Consider the following 18,031-nt stretch of genomic DNA (forward strand, 5'->3'; position numbering starts at 1 on the left):
CGCTCGGCCGCGCAGGGGCATGCCGGCCCCACAGGGGCCCGGCCGGATGTCATTGCATCAGCGAGAGCGCCATCGGCACGATCACGGCGGTGAGCAGGGCGTTGAGCCCCATGGCGATCCCCGCGAAGGTGCCGGCGACATCGCTGACCTGGAAGGCCCGGGCGGTGCCGATGCCGTGGGCGGCGAGCCCCGCCGCGAAGCCGCGCGCGCGCCAATCGGTGAGGCCGAGCCGGTCGAACACGGGCGTGACCAGCACCGCCCCGATGATGCCCGTGAGGATGACGAGCACGGCCGTGAGGGTCGGGTCGCCGCCGAGGGCCTGGGTGATGCCCATGGCGACGCTCGCGGTGACGGATTTGGGGGCGAGCGACAGCAGCACGTCGTCCGGCACCTTGAGCAGCCGGGCGATGGCGAGGGCGGTGGAGACGGCGACGAGGGAGCCGATCGCCAGGGCCGCCAGCATCGGCCCCAGCGCCCGCAGCACCGTCGCCCGGTGCTCGTAGAGCGGGATGGCGAGGGCGACGGTGGCGGGCCCGAGCAGGAAGTGCACGAACTGCGCCCCCTCGAAGTAGACCGGGTAGGGCGTGCCGGTGGCGAAGAGCACGAGCCCGATCATCCAGATCGCGTGCAGCACCGGGTTGGCGAGGGGATGGCGGTTCGTCGCGAGCGAGACCCGGTCCGCCACCACGTAGGCGACCAGGGTGACGGTGAGCCAGAGCAGCGGGGAATGGGCGAGGAAGACCCAGAGGGCGAAATCCTGGCTCATCGGCCGACTCTTCGCGAGATCCAGGCGAAGGTCACGGCGGTCGCGACGAGCGCCGCGAGGGTCGAGACCACCAGGGTGACCGCGAGGGCGGGACCCTGCGCCCGCAGCACGTCGAGCCGCCCGACCACGCCGACCCCCGCCGGCACGAACAGCAGGGAGAGGTTGCCGAGGAGGCCCTTGCTGGTGCTCTCGAGGGTGCCGTCGACGAGGGGCTTGGGCAGGCCGCCGGGATGGCGGTCGCGCAGGGCCATCGCCCCGAGAAGGAGCGCCATGCCGATCACCGGCCCCGGGAGCGGGAGGGCGAGGCCGCGCGCCAGGATCTCGCCGAAGAGCTGGCAGAGCAGGAGAAGACTGAGGCTGACGATCATGCGGACGAGGCTCCGTTGCCGAGCGCAAGCCAATGGTCCAGGAAGCAGTCGAGCCAGCGGGCCACCTGGGGATCGTGCATGTAGCGGCCCTCGATCTGGCGGACGCGATCCTGGGCGCCGGGCAGGGCGAGGCGCTCGGCGGCCCGCACGGTCCAGCGGCAGAGCATGGCGTGGGTGACCTCCGGGTGGAATTGCAGCCCGAAGGCCGCCGGCCCGACCCGGATCGCCTGGGTGGGGAAGTCGTCCCCGGTCGCCAGCATCTCGGCGCCCGCCGGGCAGGTGAAGCCCTCGCGGTGCCAGTGATAGACGTGGGAGGGCCACGCCTGCCCGATCTCCCGCGCGAAGCCGCGCCCGGCCTCGGTCGGGACGAGCGGGTAGTAGCCGATCTCGGCCCGGCCCTCCGGGTGGGCTTGGACGCTGGCGCCGCAGCACTTCGCCAGCATCTGCGCGCCGAGGCAGAGGCCCAGATAGGGCTTCCGCTCGGCGAGCGGCACGGCGATCCAGTCGATCTCGCGGCGCAGGAACGCGTCGGGGTCGTTGGCGCTCATCGGGCCGCCGAAGATCACCGCGCCGGCATGCGCGGCGAGGGTGGGGGGCAGCGGATCGCCGTAGCGCGGCCGACGGACGTCGAGGGGATGGCCGCGCTCCTGCAGGAGGCGCCCGACCCGCCCGGGGGTCGAGAGTTCCTGGTGCAGGACGATCAGGACCGGTTTCCTGTCCGGCGCGCGACCGGGCGCAGCGCTCACGCGCCGGCCCCGGGCGGCGCGCCGGTCCGGCCGGCCGGGAGGGCGGCCAGGGCGACCGCGCGGGCGCCCGCGATGGCCGCCTCGTCGAAGCCGAGGAGCTGGCCGAGGCGCCAGACGAGGTCGTCCTCGAATTCGTGCACCTGCCCGTCGGCCGCGGCGACCGCCCAGGCCATGCCGAGAAGGTTGCGCCGCTCCGTCTCGGACGCGTCGCGCCCGGTCATCGCGACGAGGTCGGCGAAGTCGCGGGTCTCGTCGTCCACGTCGATCGCCCGCGCGATCAGCGCCTCGGCCTCCTGCTGGCTCCCGGCGAAGCGGCCGACCAGCAGCCGGGCGAGGCGGTCGCGCTCGACGGCCGCGAGCGTTCCGTCGACCCGCGCCACGTGGACGAGCAGGGCCGCCGCGGCGAGGTGCTCCTCGCTCACCGCCGCGCCGTCCTGGGGCTTGGGCGCCCCGAACATGTCGGCGGCGTAGGCGAGGAGGCGGGGCATCAGGGGCATCGGCGTGCGGCGCGGCAAGGGGTGGCCCCTCCGTGAAGCATTCCCCATGCCGCGGCGCAAGACCCGCGGGCGGCTCCGGGCCGAGACCTCGTCTGCCGTCACCCGGCTTGCCAAGCCCGACGCACCCGCGTATGAGGTCGCCCTGCCGGCGGCGGATCTCTCGCCCGCCTGCCTCGCCGCAATAGCTCAGCTGGTAGAGCATCTCATTCGTAATGAGAGGGTCGGGGGTTCGAATCCCTCTTGCGGCACCAGCTTTCCCATTTCAGCAGAAGCATTTACGCTTGGCAAGCGGATCCGATTAGGATCCGCTTTCAGGTTCGTGTGAACCCATTGTGGGCTGCTGAACCCGCAGTCGGCCGACCTCCAGCGCCCGAGAGGCGCGCCGCAGGTGATTCGGCGATAGCTTCGCGTAGACCCGTTGCGTGATCGCATCGTCGCTATGGCCCAGGTAGGTGGCGATCTCGGTCATGGTCGCGCCATCCTCCGCAATCCAGACGGTGTCTGGATGCGAGACCTCCTTGGCGCCGGCAACAACCTTGAGCGCTGCGGGGAGTGCGTCCGGATCAGGCGGCCTAGTGACGGGCTTGGCCAACTCCGGCTTCGCCTTCAGCCGCTCGCGCAGGACCCTGTCCGGTGAGCGCCCCTTCAGGACACGCTGACGGCGACCGTTGTAGGCCAGGTTGAAGCCGGCCAGCACTGTTTCAAGATCCTGATGGCTGTAGAGCGTGATACCCAGCACTTCACGCTGCACACGCCCGTTGAAGCGCTCCACCATCCCGTTCGTGCGCGGCGTATAGGGCCGCGTGGTGCGATGCGCGATCGTGTGCTGCCGGCAGGCTGCCTCGAAATCATCCGCGGTGAAGCAGGAGCCGCGATCCGTCAGCAGGTGCGTGACCCGGAAAGGTAAGGCCGCGAGCGCCTCCTCCAGGAAGGCCACGGCTGACGCGGCGGTCTCATCATCTTTGACGGGCATGTCGCAAAGATTTTGGCCGTAGAAAATTATGCTCCCGGCAGAGGCGCACCCCGGTCCGATGGGGCGATCTCAGGCCCGTCAAACCGCCTCATCAACCTCGTCGGTGGAGGTGAGCAGGCGGTGAGCAGACATCCTAATGCCCTGTTCGGAGAAGAATTTTTTGGCCGTTGAACGCTTGCGACACGCCCCGTTCCGGCGGGGTGCGGGCGATCTGCAGGAGCTTCGACTGGTTGTTGTTGAGCCGGGCGACGACCGCGGCCTGCTTCGCTTCCGGTACGATGGCGGCGATCTTGACGGTTGGTGGCGCGAAACGCGAATAGCGTGGCTGGCGTGGGTCGGCGCGTATTGGGGTCCGGCCGTTTGGACAGGAACGGGATTGCTTCAACGAGAAAGGGAGCCCGCGGGCTCCCTTGTTGTGGCTACGTGGGCTTGTTGTCCTTGTCGGACGAGAACGTGTCACGAATCGCGTCTTTTGCGCCTCCGACCGCGTTCTGGATCTTGCCGGAGACCTTGTCCATCGTCCCTTCACTTTTCAATTTCTGGTCACCAGTCAAGTCGCCGGCAGTCTGTTTGAGCGAGCCCTTCATCTGATCGGCGGAGCCTTCGATGCGGTCTTTGTCGGCCATGGCGATCTCCTCCTATGAGACCGTTAAACGGTTCGCGGCCGAGGCCCGTTCCGTGGCGGCATCGGTGGTGGCTGGGGTGTCTACTGTTCCCAGACAGGCGAGCCGGTCCGGGTGAACGGACGTCCGCAGACCGGACTGCCGCTTGAGACCGCCACCGACCTCGCCGAGTCCCTGAGGCTGCTGGCGTCGGCCGGGACCGAGACGATCGAGCGGCCGACCGTGGACCGCCGGTCAACCCACTGAGGGCCAGACGCACGAACGCCCGCCGGGACCTCTCGGCCAAAGGTCAATCGAGCGGCTACCGCCGAGCTGCGAGGATCGAAGGGCTTGCGCCGGGTGCGCACCGCTCGGAGCAGGCGGGCGGGTCGGGCGTCCTGCAGGCGTTGTGAAAGTCCGACCCGCTACCCCTTGGCAGGCTGTGCAGGCTCGACGTCCGCTGGGTCGGGAACGCAGGCGCACCAGGCGCACCGACCGTTCTGCTCGGCTGCCGGCGCGTTGCGCTGCGAGCAGATTGGGCAGACGTGAAGGATGATCCGGCCTCGCAGGAGCAAGACTTGGCCACGACCCCTGAACGTCACTTCCTGACCGGTAGGGGGTGTCCAGTAGTGCCGCCATTGAAAGCCGGACCGTATCCTCTCTAGCATAAGCTAAAAAGAGGGCCGCTTTCAGCAGCGGCCAGAAGTCTAGGGAGGAAACGGCCATGAGGGCTGCGAAACCGCGACTCAATCGCGATCTCGCAGTTACTTATTGCGCTGCACCGCAACAACTTGAAAGTTCAAATTTTGGCCAACATGCATGCGTTTTCAAATATGCATGCGTTTTCAGCATGGCTTGCCGGCCAAGCCTCACTACGTTTGCGATACGGGCATGCGTCTGGAACGCGCCCAAGCTTCAGGTTGGTACTGCTGGAATGTAGGTTGTGCTCGGCCTCGCGCGCTTGAGGGCGGCCCATTCGCATAAGCTTCAGTATGGGGTGAGAGGATCGCCGCTGCAGGACCGAGCGGGCCGAGACAATGATCGGTGTCTCGCTGGATCAAGCGGCACACGCTGCAGCATGACACAGCGCAGATGCGCCGCCGTGTCGGCGGCGTAGCGGTATACTCCCGCTAGAGTTTCCACTTTCGACTTCGGATCCCTCCGTACGGAGGGATCCTTTTTTGGCGTTCTTCGCGAAGAAGAGCGTTGAGCACGGCGATCAGGTCGAAGTCGTCGTCCGGCATGATACGCCCCATCGTCATCCAGGTAAGTAGAGTGTGCTACTCTTCGGTTTGGCAGATCAGTTCGGAGATGCGGGTGAGTAGAGAATTGTCGGATGCCAGACCGAGACAGGACGGTGTCTTGTATTGGTAATTCTATATGACCTATAGCTTAAATATGCATGATCCGCTCACTATTGAACAGCTGTACAAGAGCAAGCGCGTTACCGACGAGCAGCTCGACGCGGCCGTGACGAACTTCCTGAACGATCCGGAGCCCGGCGCGCGCCCGCTCGCGGAGGGCATCGCGATCGACGTCTGCGCGATCATGGCGGCCAACCCCCACGCCCGCGAGGTCCTGGCGGCAAGGAACTCCTCTGAGGCTCAGATGCGCGTAGCGGTCAGGACGGCGATCCTGCTGGCGCGGCCCGCCTGGTCCGTGGACGCGGCCGCTTCGCAGGAGGTCGGGGCTACATCTCCGGCGAAGGAACACCACATGCCCCGTCGCGAACGGCAAGGAAGGCGGTCGTGTCCCTGGATGTGGTGTAGCTCGACGAGAGCGAGAGAGCCCGCCTGCGCGCCCTCCACAGCGCTGAAGCAGGCGGGATCTCTCGCGGGGTGGTCATCGGCGGTTGCCGGGTAGGGTGGGGTTGCTGGCACCAACCGCGAACCCGAGAGACCTCCGATGACCGACGAGATGATGAGCCTGCGCGGGCTGCTGGAGAAGAGCGCCGACGCGGACCTGCTGCGCGAGATGATCGGCTTTGCGGCCGAGCGGCTGATGGAGCTGGAGGTAGGCGGCCTGACCGGGGCGGCCCACGGCGAGAAGAGCGCCGAGCGGCTGGTCCAGCGCAACGGCTATCGTGACCGGGACTGGCAGACGCGCGCCGGCATGGTCGAACTGCGCATCCCCAAGCTGCGCAAGGGCTCGTACTTCCCGGCCTTCCTGGAGCCGCGCCGGATGGCCGAGAAGGCGCTCACGGCGGTGATCCAGGAGGCCTACATCCAGGGCATCTCGACCCGCTCGGTCGATGATCTCGTTCAAGCCATGGGCGGCACCGGCGTGTCCAAAAGCCAGGTCTCTCGGCTCTGCCAGGAGATCGACGAGCGCGTGAATGCCTTCCTCGACCGGCCGATCGAGGGCGAGTGGCCGTCTCTCTGGATCGATGCGACCTCCGTGAAGGTGCGCCAGGCCGGACGCATCGTCTCCGTCGCCGTGATCGTGGCGGTCGGTGTGAACAGCGACGGCCGCAGGGAAGCGCTCGGCATGGACGTCGGCCCCTCCGAGGCCGAGACCTTCTGGACCGGGTTCCTGCGCAAGCTGGCGCGCCGCGGCCTGCGCGGTGTGAAGCTGGTGATCTCGGACGCCCACACGGGCCTCAAGGCGTCGGTCGCCAAGGTGATGAACGCGACCTGGCAGCGGTGCCGCGTCCCCTTCATGAGGACCGTGCTCGCCCAGGGCGTGTCGCAAAAATTTTTGGCGTAGAAGATTATGCTCCCGGCATGGGCGCACTCCGGTCCGATGAGGCGATACCGGGCCCGTCAATCCGCCTCGCCGACGTTGTCGAAGGAGGGTGAGCTGGCGGTGAGCAGGCATCGTGACGCGCTGTTGGGAGACGATTTTTTCGGTCGTTGAACGTTTGCGACACGCCCAGACCGAGGTCATCCAGCGCGCCGCCTACCAGTCCATCCACTTTACCGGCGCAACGCCCGCCCATCCTGACGGAGACCCAAAGGCCAAGCAGGAGGTCGCGGGTGTCCTGGACGAGCTTCTCGCGGTACTCGCCACTCAGCAGCAGGCGGCGTGACCATCATCACAAAGGCGACTTTCCAGCCTGCTCCACGGCCCCGTCCTCTCACGAGCCCTGCGGAGGCGGAGCAGCTCGCGGCAGCGGCAGGAGACCTGGGTTTTACCAGGGCTTCAACCGCACCCGAGGTCCGTGAGCAGGCACCATCTCGTGAGCCGCAACCCCCAAAGGCCCAAGTACCCAAATACCCTATTGCTCCTACCAGGGGGACTGCTCTGAAGTTTGAGGTTCCAGATCAGGTGTGGACCGCTCTCCGGCAGGAAGCCCTGAATCGACGCGTGACCGTGAAGTACCTCGTTCTCGAGGCTCTCGCTGCGAAAGGCTATAATGTCGACCTTTCAGCCGTTCCCGAGGATGGCCGACGCGTCCGCTGACATCGTTCGGAGAGACGGTGAGCTCCGTCCCTCGGACCAAGCCGCCGGACTTTGACCTGCCTCTGGGGGACAGCTACTTTCGATCCGGCGATGAGGAGCCAGCCGGCACCGAGCGCTGTCGAGAGGGCCGCGCAATGTCGAATGACGAAGTAGCGGGCACTGAGCACAAGCGGACAAACCGCATCCTGTACGTACTGACGCACCGCGACGGCACTGAGACGACCCACGATGGCGGGGTCGTCACGAAGGCTGATGTGCCTCACCTCGGCACCGGCAAATGGTTCAACGGCGTCGGCTACAAAGTCACCCGTGAGACCTTCACGCCGCACCTCGAGGTCACATGGACATGCTGGTGCCAGGAGTACGGCTGACATCGGTGAGGGCGGACGCGCGGCGTCGGCCTTGCCGGGATCGGGAGTGCAGATCCGGTCGAGGATCGGTGCAGGACTCCAGGATCGGCCGCCTCGGCGAGGGATAGGCCCTGGAGACCAAGAGCAGCCCCATAGACAGCCTCAGCAGGTCCAGAGGTGAGAAGCTCCGCAACCTGCAGAAGGGCGCTGACGGCCCGTGTAGAGGCGAAGACGGGGCCTCAGGACAGTAACCCGGGCAAGGTCCTAACCTTCCGCCGGGCGTTTGCGCGTCTGGACGCAGCGGCCGAGCCATCAGGCCGGATCCCAGTTCGGCTGATGGGTCACTCGGAGACGAGTGCTCGTAGAGCTTGGTCCCCGCCCGACCGGGCAACTCGGCCCATGCTTGGGTGACGATCGCTCCTCAAGCCTCGGCCCTGGCGGGGTCGAGCGCCCGCACCAGGTCGAGGACGAGGCGGAGCGCGTCCGGCCCCGCAGTCTCGGCCAGGGCGCCTCCCTGACGGCGGATACCGGCCCGGTAGGCGATCCGCGGCAAGCCCGGAGCCTCTTGTAGCCTTCAGGGCCCTCAGGAAGGCCACTACGGCCCACACAGCGGGCTCGACAGGGTCTCCTGGGGCGGTGCGGGCTGGCGGACCGATCGGCTCATGCGGCGTCCATACCGCGGGCCGCGCCCTCGATCTCAGCGGGTTCGACCGCCGGCGCCGCAACCTTCTCGCAACTGCTGAACTGTACAGGTTTATCTCATGAACGGCTGTCAGCAGATGCGACGAGGCCCCGGGTCATGCTGAACATCCTCCGGATCATTGCTGCAGGCGCCATTCTGGTCGCCTGGAGCCAAATCGCTCCCGTCCTGTCCATGTCCGATGCCGCTCCCGCGCGGGTGCAGATGATCAGCCGCTGAGGCGAATGATCTAGCGGGATGCCCGGCGGGAGTTGCGGCTTCAGCTCGCCGAAGCACAATAGCAATGTATCGGACTGGAGGTCGATGCCGGCGAGCCACATGCCGAAGTTCAGACCCTGAGAGCCAAGCTCGCTCAGGTCGAGGTAGAGCGGGATGTGTGGTGCAGCGGAGCGGAGAGGCACGGGATAAGCGCGGTGCAGAGCGGTGCGGGGCACCGGGCCACAATCTCACTCTGTTTAACGTCTACCTGAGCCCACCGCTTGAATTCGCGATGCTGACCCTGGTTGGTCGGGCAGTGGTGAGATGGATTGGTCGGGAAAGAGAACGCCCGGTGGGACGGCGATCCCCACCGGGCATTCTGCTGTCGGTAGGACTTCGTTAACCATCCCAAACCACGCTCTCACCTGCCGCGCTGAACACCCGACGCGGCATGGCGTCGGCCCGGTGCTCCGGGATGAGACCTCCGGGCCGTCGCCCTGAATTCCGAGACCGCCCGCTCTCGTCGTCGCAGGTTCGAGTGGGCGAAGGCAGCAGCCGGTTGACCGTCCGTGACCTCGACCGGGCCGGTTGCTGTAGCTGGCGGCCGGGCTCCACCCGCACAGCGAGCCCGGCCGCCACGTACATTACGGGCCCTCGCTCGTACGTGTCGAAAACCGCGAAGTGGGTGTGATTGTGTGGCCTCCTTGGGTGAGGGCCGGCGGGTGAGGGCCGGCCCCCCCCCCCCCCCCCCCCCCCCCGTTTACCCTGAGCGAAAACAAACCGAGTCCATCCCCGGCGGTGCTCACCGGATGCTACATGGTTTGTTAGTAGACTCCCAGTCGTCTGAAAGGGAGCAGAGTGGAAACACCCGAACCGGAGCCAGCGGCAGCCCGGTTAAGCATGAAGCTTTTGGGTTTCTGCTCGCCTCTCTTGATGCCGCAGTAAGGCCTCGCCCAGTGACTCGGATTATCACCCACAAGATATCTAAGGGTGTTGACAGTCTGCAGAAGGATCGGGACCCGCTGGATGCACCAGCCGTCATCATTATTGGTGCGATGCTCTTGTTCCTCGGGGTGCTGCTCAACGTTGTTGAGATGCTTTAGGCTGATTTGGCGGCTCGGCTTCCAGCCGGCCTGGCCGCCGCACCTTCGGGCGACAGCCCGCCATGGGACCTCGCGGGCATGGTGGCTTGCGCGGACCGGCCCAAGGCAAACTGATTGGGGGCGTGCCTTCCCCGGTCCGACTGGACCAACGAGAGTGTCATGGCGGCGTGGGACAGTGTTGATCTAGCTCACTCCGGAACGCCGCCCTCTACGGCCCAGCGGACAGCATGCCGGCAGCGTGGCGTTCCCCGTTGTCAGGCGACAGCATGCCCCGGAGGACCTGCGGGTGCTGGTGTACCGGTTCAGACGGACCAGGAATGTGCGGAGGTCGAGAAGACCATCCCACATGGCCAGCGTAACGGTCGGGGCGGGCGCGAGGCGCCCGAAGCGGCCGGACGGCTCACCCCGGCATCGTGGACACGAGCACCTCGAGAGCCGCTTCGAAGGTGGCCTCTGCTTCGCCTACCGCCTGGAAGGCGGCATCGTGCCAGCACTCGACCGTGAAGCACTCGCGGGTGAGTTCCCCGGGCACGGTGAACTGCCAGCGCCGCACGCGCCCGATCAGCAGCCCCTCGCGGTAGACCCGCTTGTCGCGCGCGACTGGGTCGCCCTCGTAGTGCCAGTGATCATCGACCCGGATCTGCATGACCGACGACGCTCCGAACGGAACGGCTATTCTGGCTCGACCACCCCAGGGCGCAACGCGAGGAATGCATTGGACACGGTGTCTGCGGTTACAGCCGCTCGAAGGCGGCTCGCCCGGCCTCATTGACTCGGACTACGCCGCGGAGCGCGTCATGATCCACCCAGCCTCGAGCGACCAAGCTCGGCACGAACAGATCATCGTTCGGGTGGAGGTACGGATCATCCTCCAACGCGAACAGCGGCACCCACCCGTCTATCTCGTCTAGGACGTTCAGCAGGCGGCTCTGCTCCACCCTCATCACGCGTTCCTCAGCCTCTCTGCCGCGGGTAGAACACAGAGCTTGGCCGGAAAGGTCTATCAGGGCCGGCTACGCACGGCCGGTCTGTACTATCGCGCCAGCGCTGCGAGCGCCTTATCCAAGCAGGTAAAGCCTGACAGTTGTAACTTCCGTTGGAGGTTAGATGTGCACCTAACTCTAGCCTGAGAAACAATCATTGCACTTTCCTCGTTGCCGTACATTGCCGTGTAAGCGCAATTTCGGAGCAGATCCCGTGCCAGATGTCGGCATGCATTCAAGCATTACATTTTAGGAACGCGGCAGTGCTTTCCTGAATGGAGAGAGGATCGCCCTGCATGTCTGCCCCTTGTGCTCGCAGCGGAATTTGTCCGCTGCCGCGCCGCAGGGGCGTTGCGTTTGGTGCGACTACGTCCCTGACGCACGTGATATCGAGCCCGCCGACGCGCCCGCGCCATGATGCGGCTTCGCATTCTCGATCCGAGTACAGGCGAAGTGGTCACAGTCACCGTGCTGGATCTTTCAACCCTTGAACCCTTCGACCGAGACGGAGCTTTGGCACAGGCTCCAGAAGCAGGTCCCGAGCGGACCGAGGCGGCTCCGTTGCCCTCCTCACCGGAAGGGTAAGACCGGCACTGCCGAAGCGGGCCGTGGCGCAAGTCGGACCATTAACGGATTCCTGCCTCAATCCGCGCACCCTGATTGTTCCTCCCAGGGGACCACATGGCGACGATCCGCATCCTCGACCCGCTGACTGGCCGGGTCGTCTTGGTCGACCTGCCGCTGCCGGCTGCCCCACGTCCTGCTCCACGCCCCGCCGTAGCCATTCAAGGGCCGCCTCGTGCGCCGGGGCACGGCACGACGGCGCCGGAGAAGACGCAGGTGATGCCGCCGAGCGCCGTCCCGGCAGCTTGACGACCGTTCCGCTTGCCGCCGCACCTCATGCACCAGTCCCTCGGCATAGCCGCTCCAGAGTTGGATTGAGGGACGACAGCGGTTCGGCCGATCTGGAGGGCCGTGGATGGACGCGGCGGTGCAGGTGGGAGCCTGTGTGTGGCCGGCGATCGTCAGAACGGGCGCCACGGGCCGCCTGAGCCGCCCTGCTGGGCTCGCGAACGCGATGCCATGGCGCCTCATCGTTCGGAGCGCACGCGCTGCGGGCCGGCTACATCACCACGGCCGCGGAGCGCGGGGCCGACATGGCCCGGATCATGGACCAGAGCGGCTATCGAGATCCGCGGACAGTGGTGGGCTCCATCCGGCGGGCGAATGCCTTCAAGGGGCACTCGGGGCAGGGTTTCTGTAATGGAGCGTCCACGTCGCGTCGGCATGGCTTGGTACCGGTCCGAGGACTACGCCCGGATGCGAGCGTTCATGCAGGACGCAGACCGGCTACCCACCAGCTACGAAGCTTGGCGGATCTCGGCGGAGCAGGTGGAGGGCGAGGTGACGCGCAGCGGCGTGACCATGGTCCGCGTCCTCGTCGAGCCCGATGAGTTCGCCGCCGGGTGCAACGAGCACGGATTGCAAGCCGATGGCGCCGCGCGAGCCCGGTTCGCGAACGAGAGGATCGCGGGCTGAGGCGCCTCATGGATCCATCAGGGTACCACGCCCTGAACACCTGCTCGGCCGTCGTCCATCCCGAAGGCGAGATCCGATATGCCTCTCCCGACCGAGCATCAAGTCCGCGCCCTGCCCGCCGGAGCCCGGCCGGCGCGCGAGGTCCGATGAGATCAAGGCGTCATCGCGCGGGGCCGCGGCAGGTTCCGGCAGCGCGGCGGCCATCAGGCTTTCCGTTTCTCCTCCCGGCCTTCGCAGAGCACCGTCATCGGCCTTCTGCCACACAAGGTTTGTGTGATCCGCCTCACGGAAGCCGATCTCAGCCGACGCCATCCTGCTCTCACCTGACATGAAGAGGAGCAGGACATGATCAAGACCATTCTGAGCGCTGCCATCATCTCCGGCGTGGCCGCTGTCGCCCTGGCCGGATCTGCCGAAGCACGTGGCTTCGGTGGGCGCGGGTTCAGCGGACACGGCTTCCATCACGGCTTCCACGGTGGTGGCTTCCATCGGTTCGGCGGCTTTTACAGCGGTTCTTACGACCGTTGTGGCTACGGCTGGGGCTACTCGCGTGTCTGCTATTCCCGCTAAGGCACTCTGAAGCCGGGCGGCTCTCATCGAGAGATGCAGGGCCGCCCTAACCCGCGTCAGATGGGCGTGTCGCAAACGCGGATGGGTCCGCATTCACAGGCCGTTAGGCATACCCGCCCAGCTTGCCGCTCCGCTTCGGAGCTGGCCCATGATCCTGAACGCTCTCGCCCTCAAGCTGAACAGAAAGGCCCGTGGCGACTTCCGGGGCCGGCACTTCGAAGCCGCCCTCATTGTCCAGGCCGGCTCCTGGTACCTGCGCTACGCGCTGAGCTATCGTGACATCGAGGAGATGCTCCTGGAGCGCGGCCTCACGGTCGACCACTCCACCGTCAACCGTTGGGTGCTCGCCTACGCGCCGGCCATCGAGCGCCGCCTGCGCCGGTTCCGCAAACCGCACTGTGGCTCCGTGCGCGTGGACGAGACCTACATCCGCGTCCGGGGTCAGTGGCGCTACCTGTACCGGGCCATCGACAAGCATGGCGAGGCGGTCGACTTCCTGCTCACCGCCAACCCCGACCTGGAAGCCGCCAAGCGCTTCTTCCGCAAGATGCTACAGGATCATCCGCTTCTCGCGCCCGACCGGATCGGCACTGACGGCGCCGGCCCCTACTCGCCAGCCATCGCCGAGAGCCGCAAGGAGGGCCTGCTGCCGCGCGCTCCGACCCACCACGTCAGCAAGCACCTGCAGCAGGGGATCGAGAGCGACCACTTCCGGGTGAAGCGGGCGATGCCGCGGGTGGGCGGGTTCCGCTCCTTCCACACGGCCCGGCGCACGATCCAGGGCTTCGAGGCGATGCTGTGGCTGCGCAAGGGCTTCGGGTTCGCGGGCGCGTGGACCGTGCGGGAGCAGAACCACTTGCTCGCGCACTGCTTCGGCCTTCCCGTCGCGAACAAAGGGTGAAAGCGGGGCGGCAGAGGTCCTTCCGCGGCCTGCAGCCGGGTTTGCGACAGGCCCCCGGACTGCACGAACTCGCCGAGCGCCTGGCGTAGGGCGGTGTAGCGAGCACTGACGGCGTCCTCCCGCGTAGAAGGAGTTTCGGTCGGGGCACGCCGGAACACGCGCATGGCTCTCGTCGCGTGAGCGGGAGGTCGGTGAGCTTGTCCTACACCGACAAAGATTAAGGCCATCTGGCAGATGAATGGAACCTGCTCACGCTCGCGGCCCGGCCCTCCTGCGCTCGCATCTGTGCCCAGCGGCGTCAGCGCCGCTGGGCAGTCGTCCGCGCCCGCAGAGTATGACGGCAGCCTTGGCCAGCCAGCCGCGGCAGCACGAGGCGAGCTGAAGGTCGTCCTGGGTAACCACCGAGATCGCGCTGTCAGAGCGTCTCGCACCCCGTCGACCAGGGAGATCGGAGCGCAGATCACCAGCCGATGGAGGGCCAGGCCTTTCGTCACGCGCTCACCGTCAGCAGGATCTCCTGCCCGTGCGGGTGAACCTGGCGAAGCTTGGCTCCTCAGACAAGGAGCGCGATCAGCAAGTCGGCCACGACGCCGCCGGTCACGGCGAGGCCCAGCAGAACAACGCTGCTCAGCTGATCGAGAGTGTTCACGTCCCGGCTATCCCGGTGGAGCACCTGGTTGGCGGGCCCGTTGCTGGCAGAGGTCGTCTTCACGTTGGGGTAAACGCGTACGGTCATGAGCGCCTCCTCGGGGTGAAACGTCTCTCTCCAGCAAAAGTGTCAGCTCGGCGTCGGCCGTGCTGGCTCCACTTTCGCCAGGCTTGAGGGCTGCCCAAAACAGCAGAGTCCGGAACTTTGATCTGTTTCGGATAATTCACCCAAGCTCTCCACTGTTGCGGAAAACCGGACGAAAACAGAAGCCCTTTACATACGTTGGAACCCTGGCGTCAGTCCCTAGTTCCTCCGCCGAGCAGGTGGTGAACGATGACGCGAGGCTCTGACCCGAACGAAGGCGTGAATGGCGACGATCAGCCCAGCTCTGTTCATCATGCAGAGATGCGGGCGGAGACACCCGTAAGCACAAACAGGTCGGCTGATCGCTCAGGAATATACCAAAGCATTCCGCTGGCTGAGGAAAGCGCCCGGATCGACAAGCGCGTGGTCGAGACGGGTCGGGTGCGGGTGCGGACCCACGTCGCGCTGAGCGAGCAGGTGCTGCGCGAGACCCTGCGCAGCGACGCCGTCGGGGTGAGCCGCGTCCCGATCGACCGCGTCATCGCCGACGGCGAGCCGGCCCCTCAGGTTCGCACCGAGGCGGGGGTGACCATCATCCCCGTCCTGGAAGAGGTCCTCGTGGTCGAGAAGCGCCTCATCCTCAAGGAGCAGGTGCATATCCGCCAGACGACCCGGTGGGAGGACGTGGAGCTCCCCGTCACCCTGCGCCGCCAGCACGCGACCATCGAGCGTCTCCGGCCCGATGGCACCCCCAATCCCGATTTCCCCACGGAGGAGTAGAGCATGTCGCAGACCATCACGGCCCTCTTCGACAATCGCCGCGAGGCCGAGGCCGCCATCGAGCGCGTCGTCGCGCTCGGCGTGCCCCGCGCGCGCATCCGCCTCTCCCCGGAGACCCAGAGCAGCACCACGGCGACGGGCACGTCCTACGACCATCGCCGGGACGAGGGCGGCTTCTGGGCGTCCCTGAAGGACATCTTCATGCCCGACGAGGACCGCTACGCCTACGCCGAGGGCATGAGCCGGGGCGGCACCATGGTGATCGTCACGGCCGAGCCGGGCGATGCCAGCCGGATCGCGGACGTGCTCGAGGGCGCGGGCGCGGTGCACATGGACGAGCGCGAGGCGGCGTGGCGCCGCGAGGGCTGGACCGGCTACCCCGCCGCTGCCTCGGGCACCGCCGCGACGACCGGAACCGCCGCTTCGGCCTCCATGGCGACGGCCGGGCCCGCCGCGACCGCGCGCGGTGGCACGGTGGCGACCGGCACGACCGCGGGCCGCGATGAGACGATCCCGGTGGCCGAGGAGCGGCTGCGGGTCGGCAAGCGGGTGGCCGAGGCCGGCCGCGTGCGGGTGCGTTCCTACGTGGTCGAGACGCCCGTGCAGGAGCAGGTGGCTTTGCGCGAAGAGCGCGTCCATCTCGAGCGCCGGCCGGTGGACCGGGCGCTGACCCAGGCCGACGAGCGGCTGTTCGCCGAGCGGACGATCGAGGCCGCCGAGCGGGCCGAGGAGGCGGTGGTCTCGAAGGACGTCCGCGTGAAGGAGGAGATCGGGTTGCGCAAGGACGTCGAGCAGCGCACCGAGACCGTCTCCGACAAGGTCCGCCGGACCGAGGTCGAGATCGAGGACGAGCGCGGCAAGGTCACCCGCACCGGCACGACGGACACCCCCACCACGCCGCGGCGCTGACCACCTCGACGGCGATGGCGCGGCCCGGGTGTGGCCGCCCCACAACGGCGCCACCCGTCCGCACAATGGCCCCTCGCTCAGACTGGGCGAGGCGCCGTGCCGCATGTCCGTGCACCGGATCCTGAACCCGAAGGCGGCGTGACGGGCGGGCCGCAAGGAGACGTGACAGCCACCCTCGGCCCGGTGGCGACGCGGCCGGAGCCTACCTGCACGCTGAACGGTTCGGCCGCGCCACGGGGACACCTTCTCGGGTCCTGTCTCCGGCGCAATTCGCGTCGAGTGCGGACAGGAATAGCGGCCCGGGTGGCGCGATTAACCCATGTTGTCGAAGCCATCCCTTCGGCACACCCGCATCGACACTGAGCCGGCCGGGCCACCACCCCCGCGCCGGCTTCTCTTTGCGACGAGGAGCCTGGCGCAGGCCAAGATGTTGGTCGATCGGACAGGCACCAGTTTCCCCTGTGAACGATGCCCGGCAAGGTCCTAACCCTCCGCCGGGCGTTCGCGCGTCTGGATGCGGGCCATTCAGCGCGGAACTTAAGCATTCAAGGAAAGTTCCTGCTCCGCTCAACCGCCCGGCGGGAGATCCTTCATGAGCCTCGGCACCGACGGTAAGCGCGCCAATCAGGCGCCTTAAACTTTGGTTAAAACACAGATACGCCGCGGCTGTGCTTAGTGCAGCAGAAGCATGCTTATAGCAAGGCTTACGCTTGCCGTGCTGAGAAGGCCGATACTTGCTACCGTTTCTGCGATCATCGCCGCCTCCCTATGCTTGTTGAGACTGGCCATAGCGGGCATCAGGTGATTTGGCAACTCGGAGAGGCGGCCTAATTCATGCTCAGGTCACACATATCTAGCCAGTAATCAGCTTGCACACGGTCCAATCGACGGCCTTAAGTGCCTCGGATTGTTAACTGCCAATGACACGCGACCGGATGCCGAGGGAACTGGCCGGGCAGTACGCTGCCGCCCGGCTGAGCGACGCCGAGTACGAGAGATTGGACCGGGAGATCCGCGCGAACGTGCCGGTGCAGAGCCGGCGCTTCTGGGCCAAGCGGGTGAGGCCAAACCTCGGGAGACGTGCCGCCTCCCACCACCGCAGGATCGCCTGTAGCGGCCCGCTGCCGCCCACGCTCGCCGCCCGCTACACGCCCCACAAGCTCGCCGTCCTTGGCGTCATGGGGGACGCGCTGCGGTCCGAGATGTCGGTAGCCGAGATTGCCGCTAGAGCAGGTGTCTGCATCCGAACGGCGCAGTCTGCGTTGGGACTCGCGGAGAGGGGCGGCCTGCTCACCATCACAGAGCGGCCGAGGAAGGGCGCCAAGTCGATGACCAACGTGATCGACGTGACAAGTCGCGAGTGGCAGCAGTGGTTGAGCCATTCCCGGCGGCGGAGAGGAATAGGGTGCAAGCCGCTGCACCCCTCAGGTATGCAGAGTTCTCCTAATACGCCGGAACGGGTCGGAGACGTCGTTCGGCTCTCGGTGAAGCGGGCGGCGGCACCCTCGGTGCGCGTCCCAGCGATGGTGTTGCCAGCCCCGGAGGAGCCGAAGGAAGGGTCAAAGGCCGCCCTGGCGCGCTTTCAGCGGGCCTTCGTCAGGAACAGCGACGATGTCTGAGTTCTCTCGGATCAAAGAGACTGTCGATCGCGTCCTGGTTTCGAGTCAGTCAGACGAGGTGACGCGCATGCTCGCGACAGCTTTGCGCCAGATGGCGGACATCGTAGAGCACCAAAGCTGGCGTATCGCGACACTGGAAGAAGCGAACCGCGAGACGGAACGTCGTCTCTCTCCGCGGGATGATGAAGAGCCGCCCGTCCCGTGAAAGAGGGTACCGGCCGCGCCTCTCACCATGTCGATGACCGCCGGCTCTCGGTGTTGTTGCGGTCACTGCCGAGTGGGCCGTGCCAAG

At 66.7% G+C, this 18,031-nt stretch carries 22 protein-coding genes, 1 tRNA gene and 1 pseudogene; 13 read left to right on the forward strand and 11 right to left on the reverse strand.

Annotation, left to right across the window (positions count from 1 at the left end):
* Positions 1–49: 49 nt before the first annotated feature.
* Genes M446_RS08760 through M446_RS08775 form a run of 4 tightly spaced genes read right to left on the reverse strand, consistent with a single transcriptional unit; the run spans position 50 to position 2,377 of the window.
* Complete coding sequence (locus M446_RS08760) at positions 50–766, reverse strand: LrgB family protein (protein WP_012331746.1); 717 nt, start codon at positions 764–766, stop codon at positions 50–52.
* Positions 763–1,134: a CidA/LrgA family protein gene (locus M446_RS08765; RefSeq protein WP_012331747.1), complete on the reverse strand. Its 372-nt coding sequence runs from the start codon at positions 1,132–1,134 to the stop codon at positions 763–765. The genes M446_RS08760 and M446_RS08765 overlap by 4 nt, the downstream gene beginning before the upstream one ends.
* On the reverse strand, positions 1,131–1,880 hold the full coding sequence (locus tag M446_RS08770) for a glutamine amidotransferase (protein WP_012331748.1): 750 nt from the start codon (positions 1,878–1,880) through the stop codon (positions 1,131–1,133). Before M446_RS08770 ends, M446_RS08765 begins: the two co-directional genes overlap by 4 nt.
* Complete coding sequence (locus M446_RS08775) at positions 1,877–2,377, reverse strand: TerB family tellurite resistance protein (RefSeq protein WP_036270901.1); 501 nt, start codon at positions 2,375–2,377, stop codon at positions 1,877–1,879. Before M446_RS08775 ends, M446_RS08770 begins: the two co-directional genes overlap by 4 nt.
* 175 nt (positions 2,378–2,552) lie before the next feature.
* Between M446_RS08775 and M446_RS08780 the strand changes: the two genes are divergently transcribed.
* Positions 2,553–2,628, forward strand: a tRNA-Thr gene (locus tag M446_RS08780).
* A 47-nt stretch (positions 2,629–2,675) separates the two neighbouring features.
* Here the strand turns inward: M446_RS08780 and M446_RS08785 are convergent.
* The 3 genes from M446_RS08785 to M446_RS08790 form a co-directional block, all read right to left on the reverse strand.
* Positions 2,676–3,350 (reverse strand): DDE-type integrase/transposase/recombinase, encoded by a 675-nt coding sequence (locus M446_RS08785; protein ID WP_265576570.1) that lies wholly within the window; start codon positions 3,348–3,350, stop codon positions 2,676–2,678.
* 133 nt (positions 3,351–3,483) lie between these two features.
* Entirely contained in the window at positions 3,484–3,735 is a 252-nt protein-coding gene (locus tag M446_RS36960) for a hypothetical protein (protein WP_150108612.1), read from the reverse strand.
* Between the two features lie 34 nt (positions 3,736–3,769).
* Positions 3,770–3,976: a CsbD family protein gene (locus M446_RS08790; protein WP_012331750.1), complete on the reverse strand. Its 207-nt coding sequence runs from the start codon at positions 3,974–3,976 to the stop codon at positions 3,770–3,772.
* A 111-nt stretch (positions 3,977–4,087) separates the two neighbouring features.
* Here M446_RS08790 and M446_RS08795 point away from each other — a divergent pair, with 111 nt between their 5' ends.
* From M446_RS08795 to M446_RS08810, 5 genes and pseudogenes are all read left to right on the forward strand, one after another.
* Positions 4,088–4,219 carry a hypothetical protein gene (locus tag M446_RS08795; protein WP_415926904.1) on the forward strand — a complete coding sequence of 44 codons (132 nt, stop codon included), beginning with the start codon at positions 4,088–4,090 and terminating at the stop codon, positions 4,217–4,219.
* Between the two features lie 1,131 nt (positions 4,220–5,350).
* Positions 5,351–5,815, forward strand: coding sequence for a hypothetical protein (locus M446_RS39460; RefSeq protein WP_012331751.1), 465 nt, complete (start codon positions 5,351–5,353; stop codon positions 5,813–5,815).
* 42 nt (positions 5,816–5,857) lie between these two features.
* Positions 5,858–6,628 (forward strand): annotated as a pseudogene (locus M446_RS08805) (IS256 family transposase); the annotation flags it as partial.
* 142 nt (positions 6,629–6,770) lie between these two features.
* The gene (locus M446_RS35050) at positions 6,771–6,980 is read left to right on the forward strand and encodes a hypothetical protein (protein ID WP_265576571.1); all 210 of its coding nucleotides are present in this window, start codon (positions 6,771–6,773) and stop codon (positions 6,978–6,980) included.
* 508 nt (positions 6,981–7,488) lie between these two features.
* Positions 7,489–7,725, forward strand: coding sequence for a hypothetical protein (locus tag M446_RS08810; protein ID WP_012331753.1), 237 nt, complete (start codon positions 7,489–7,491; stop codon positions 7,723–7,725).
* A 400-nt stretch (positions 7,726–8,125) separates the two neighbouring features.
* On the opposite strand, the gene M446_RS38825 is transcribed toward M446_RS08810, so the two are convergent.
* From M446_RS38825 to M446_RS08820, 3 genes are all read right to left on the reverse strand, one after another.
* Entirely contained in the window at positions 8,126–8,257 is a 132-nt protein-coding gene (locus tag M446_RS38825; protein WP_018261856.1) for a hypothetical protein, read from the reverse strand.
* 1,848 nt (positions 8,258–10,105) lie between these two features.
* Positions 10,106–10,351, reverse strand: a complete 246-nt coding sequence (locus tag M446_RS08815) for a hypothetical protein (protein ID WP_012331755.1) — start codon at positions 10,349–10,351, stop codon at positions 10,106–10,108.
* A gap of 88 nt (positions 10,352–10,439) precedes the next feature.
* Positions 10,440–10,649 (reverse strand): hypothetical protein, encoded by a 210-nt coding sequence (locus M446_RS08820; protein ID WP_012331756.1) that lies wholly within the window; start codon positions 10,647–10,649, stop codon positions 10,440–10,442.
* Between the two features lie 1,371 nt (positions 10,650–12,020).
* Here M446_RS08820 and M446_RS08825 point away from each other — a divergent pair.
* The 3 genes from M446_RS08825 (at position 12,021) to M446_RS08830 (ending at position 13,698) form a co-directional block, all read left to right on the forward strand.
* Positions 12,021–12,227 (forward strand): hypothetical protein, encoded by a 207-nt coding sequence (locus tag M446_RS08825; protein WP_236728750.1) that lies wholly within the window; start codon positions 12,021–12,023, stop codon positions 12,225–12,227.
* Positions 12,228–12,572: 345 nt separating this feature from the next.
* Positions 12,573–12,797, forward strand: a complete 225-nt coding sequence (locus tag M446_RS36505) for a hypothetical protein (protein ID WP_085984460.1) — start codon at positions 12,573–12,575, stop codon at positions 12,795–12,797.
* 148 nt (positions 12,798–12,945) lie between these two features.
* Positions 12,946–13,698 carry an IS6 family transposase gene (locus tag M446_RS08830; RefSeq protein ID WP_012331758.1) on the forward strand — a complete coding sequence of 251 codons (753 nt, stop codon included), beginning with the start codon at positions 12,946–12,948 and terminating at the stop codon, positions 13,696–13,698.
* A 553-nt stretch (positions 13,699–14,251) separates the two neighbouring features.
* Here M446_RS08830 and M446_RS08835 read toward each other — a convergent pair.
* A complete protein-coding gene (locus tag M446_RS08835) occupies positions 14,252–14,434 on the reverse strand; it encodes a hypothetical protein (protein WP_012331759.1) in 183 nt (60 codons plus the stop codon).
* Between the two features lie 318 nt (positions 14,435–14,752).
* On the opposite strand from M446_RS08835, the gene M446_RS08840 reads away from it, so the two are divergent.
* From M446_RS08840 to M446_RS08855, 4 genes are all read left to right on the forward strand, one after another.
* The gene (locus M446_RS08840; RefSeq protein ID WP_012331760.1) at positions 14,753–15,211 is read left to right on the forward strand and encodes a YsnF/AvaK domain-containing protein; all 459 of its coding nucleotides are present in this window, start codon (positions 14,753–14,755) and stop codon (positions 15,209–15,211) included.
* A gap of 3 nt (positions 15,212–15,214) precedes the next feature.
* On the forward strand, positions 15,215–16,120 hold the full coding sequence (locus M446_RS08845) for a YsnF/AvaK domain-containing protein (RefSeq protein WP_012331761.1): 906 nt from the start codon (positions 15,215–15,217) through the stop codon (positions 16,118–16,120).
* Positions 16,121–17,055: 935 nt separating this feature from the next.
* Positions 17,056–17,739, forward strand: a complete 684-nt coding sequence (locus tag M446_RS08850; RefSeq protein WP_012331762.1) for a hypothetical protein — start codon at positions 17,056–17,058, stop codon at positions 17,737–17,739.
* A complete protein-coding gene (locus M446_RS08855) occupies positions 17,732–17,944 on the forward strand; it encodes a hypothetical protein (RefSeq protein ID WP_012331763.1) in 213 nt (70 codons plus the stop codon). Before M446_RS08850 ends, M446_RS08855 begins: the two co-directional genes overlap by 8 nt.
* Positions 17,945–18,031: the final 87 nt, after the last annotated feature.

Source organism: Methylobacterium sp. 4-46 (assembly GCF_000019365.1).
In the GTDB taxonomy this organism is placed as follows: Bacteria; Pseudomonadota; Alphaproteobacteria; order Rhizobiales; family Beijerinckiaceae; genus Methylobacterium.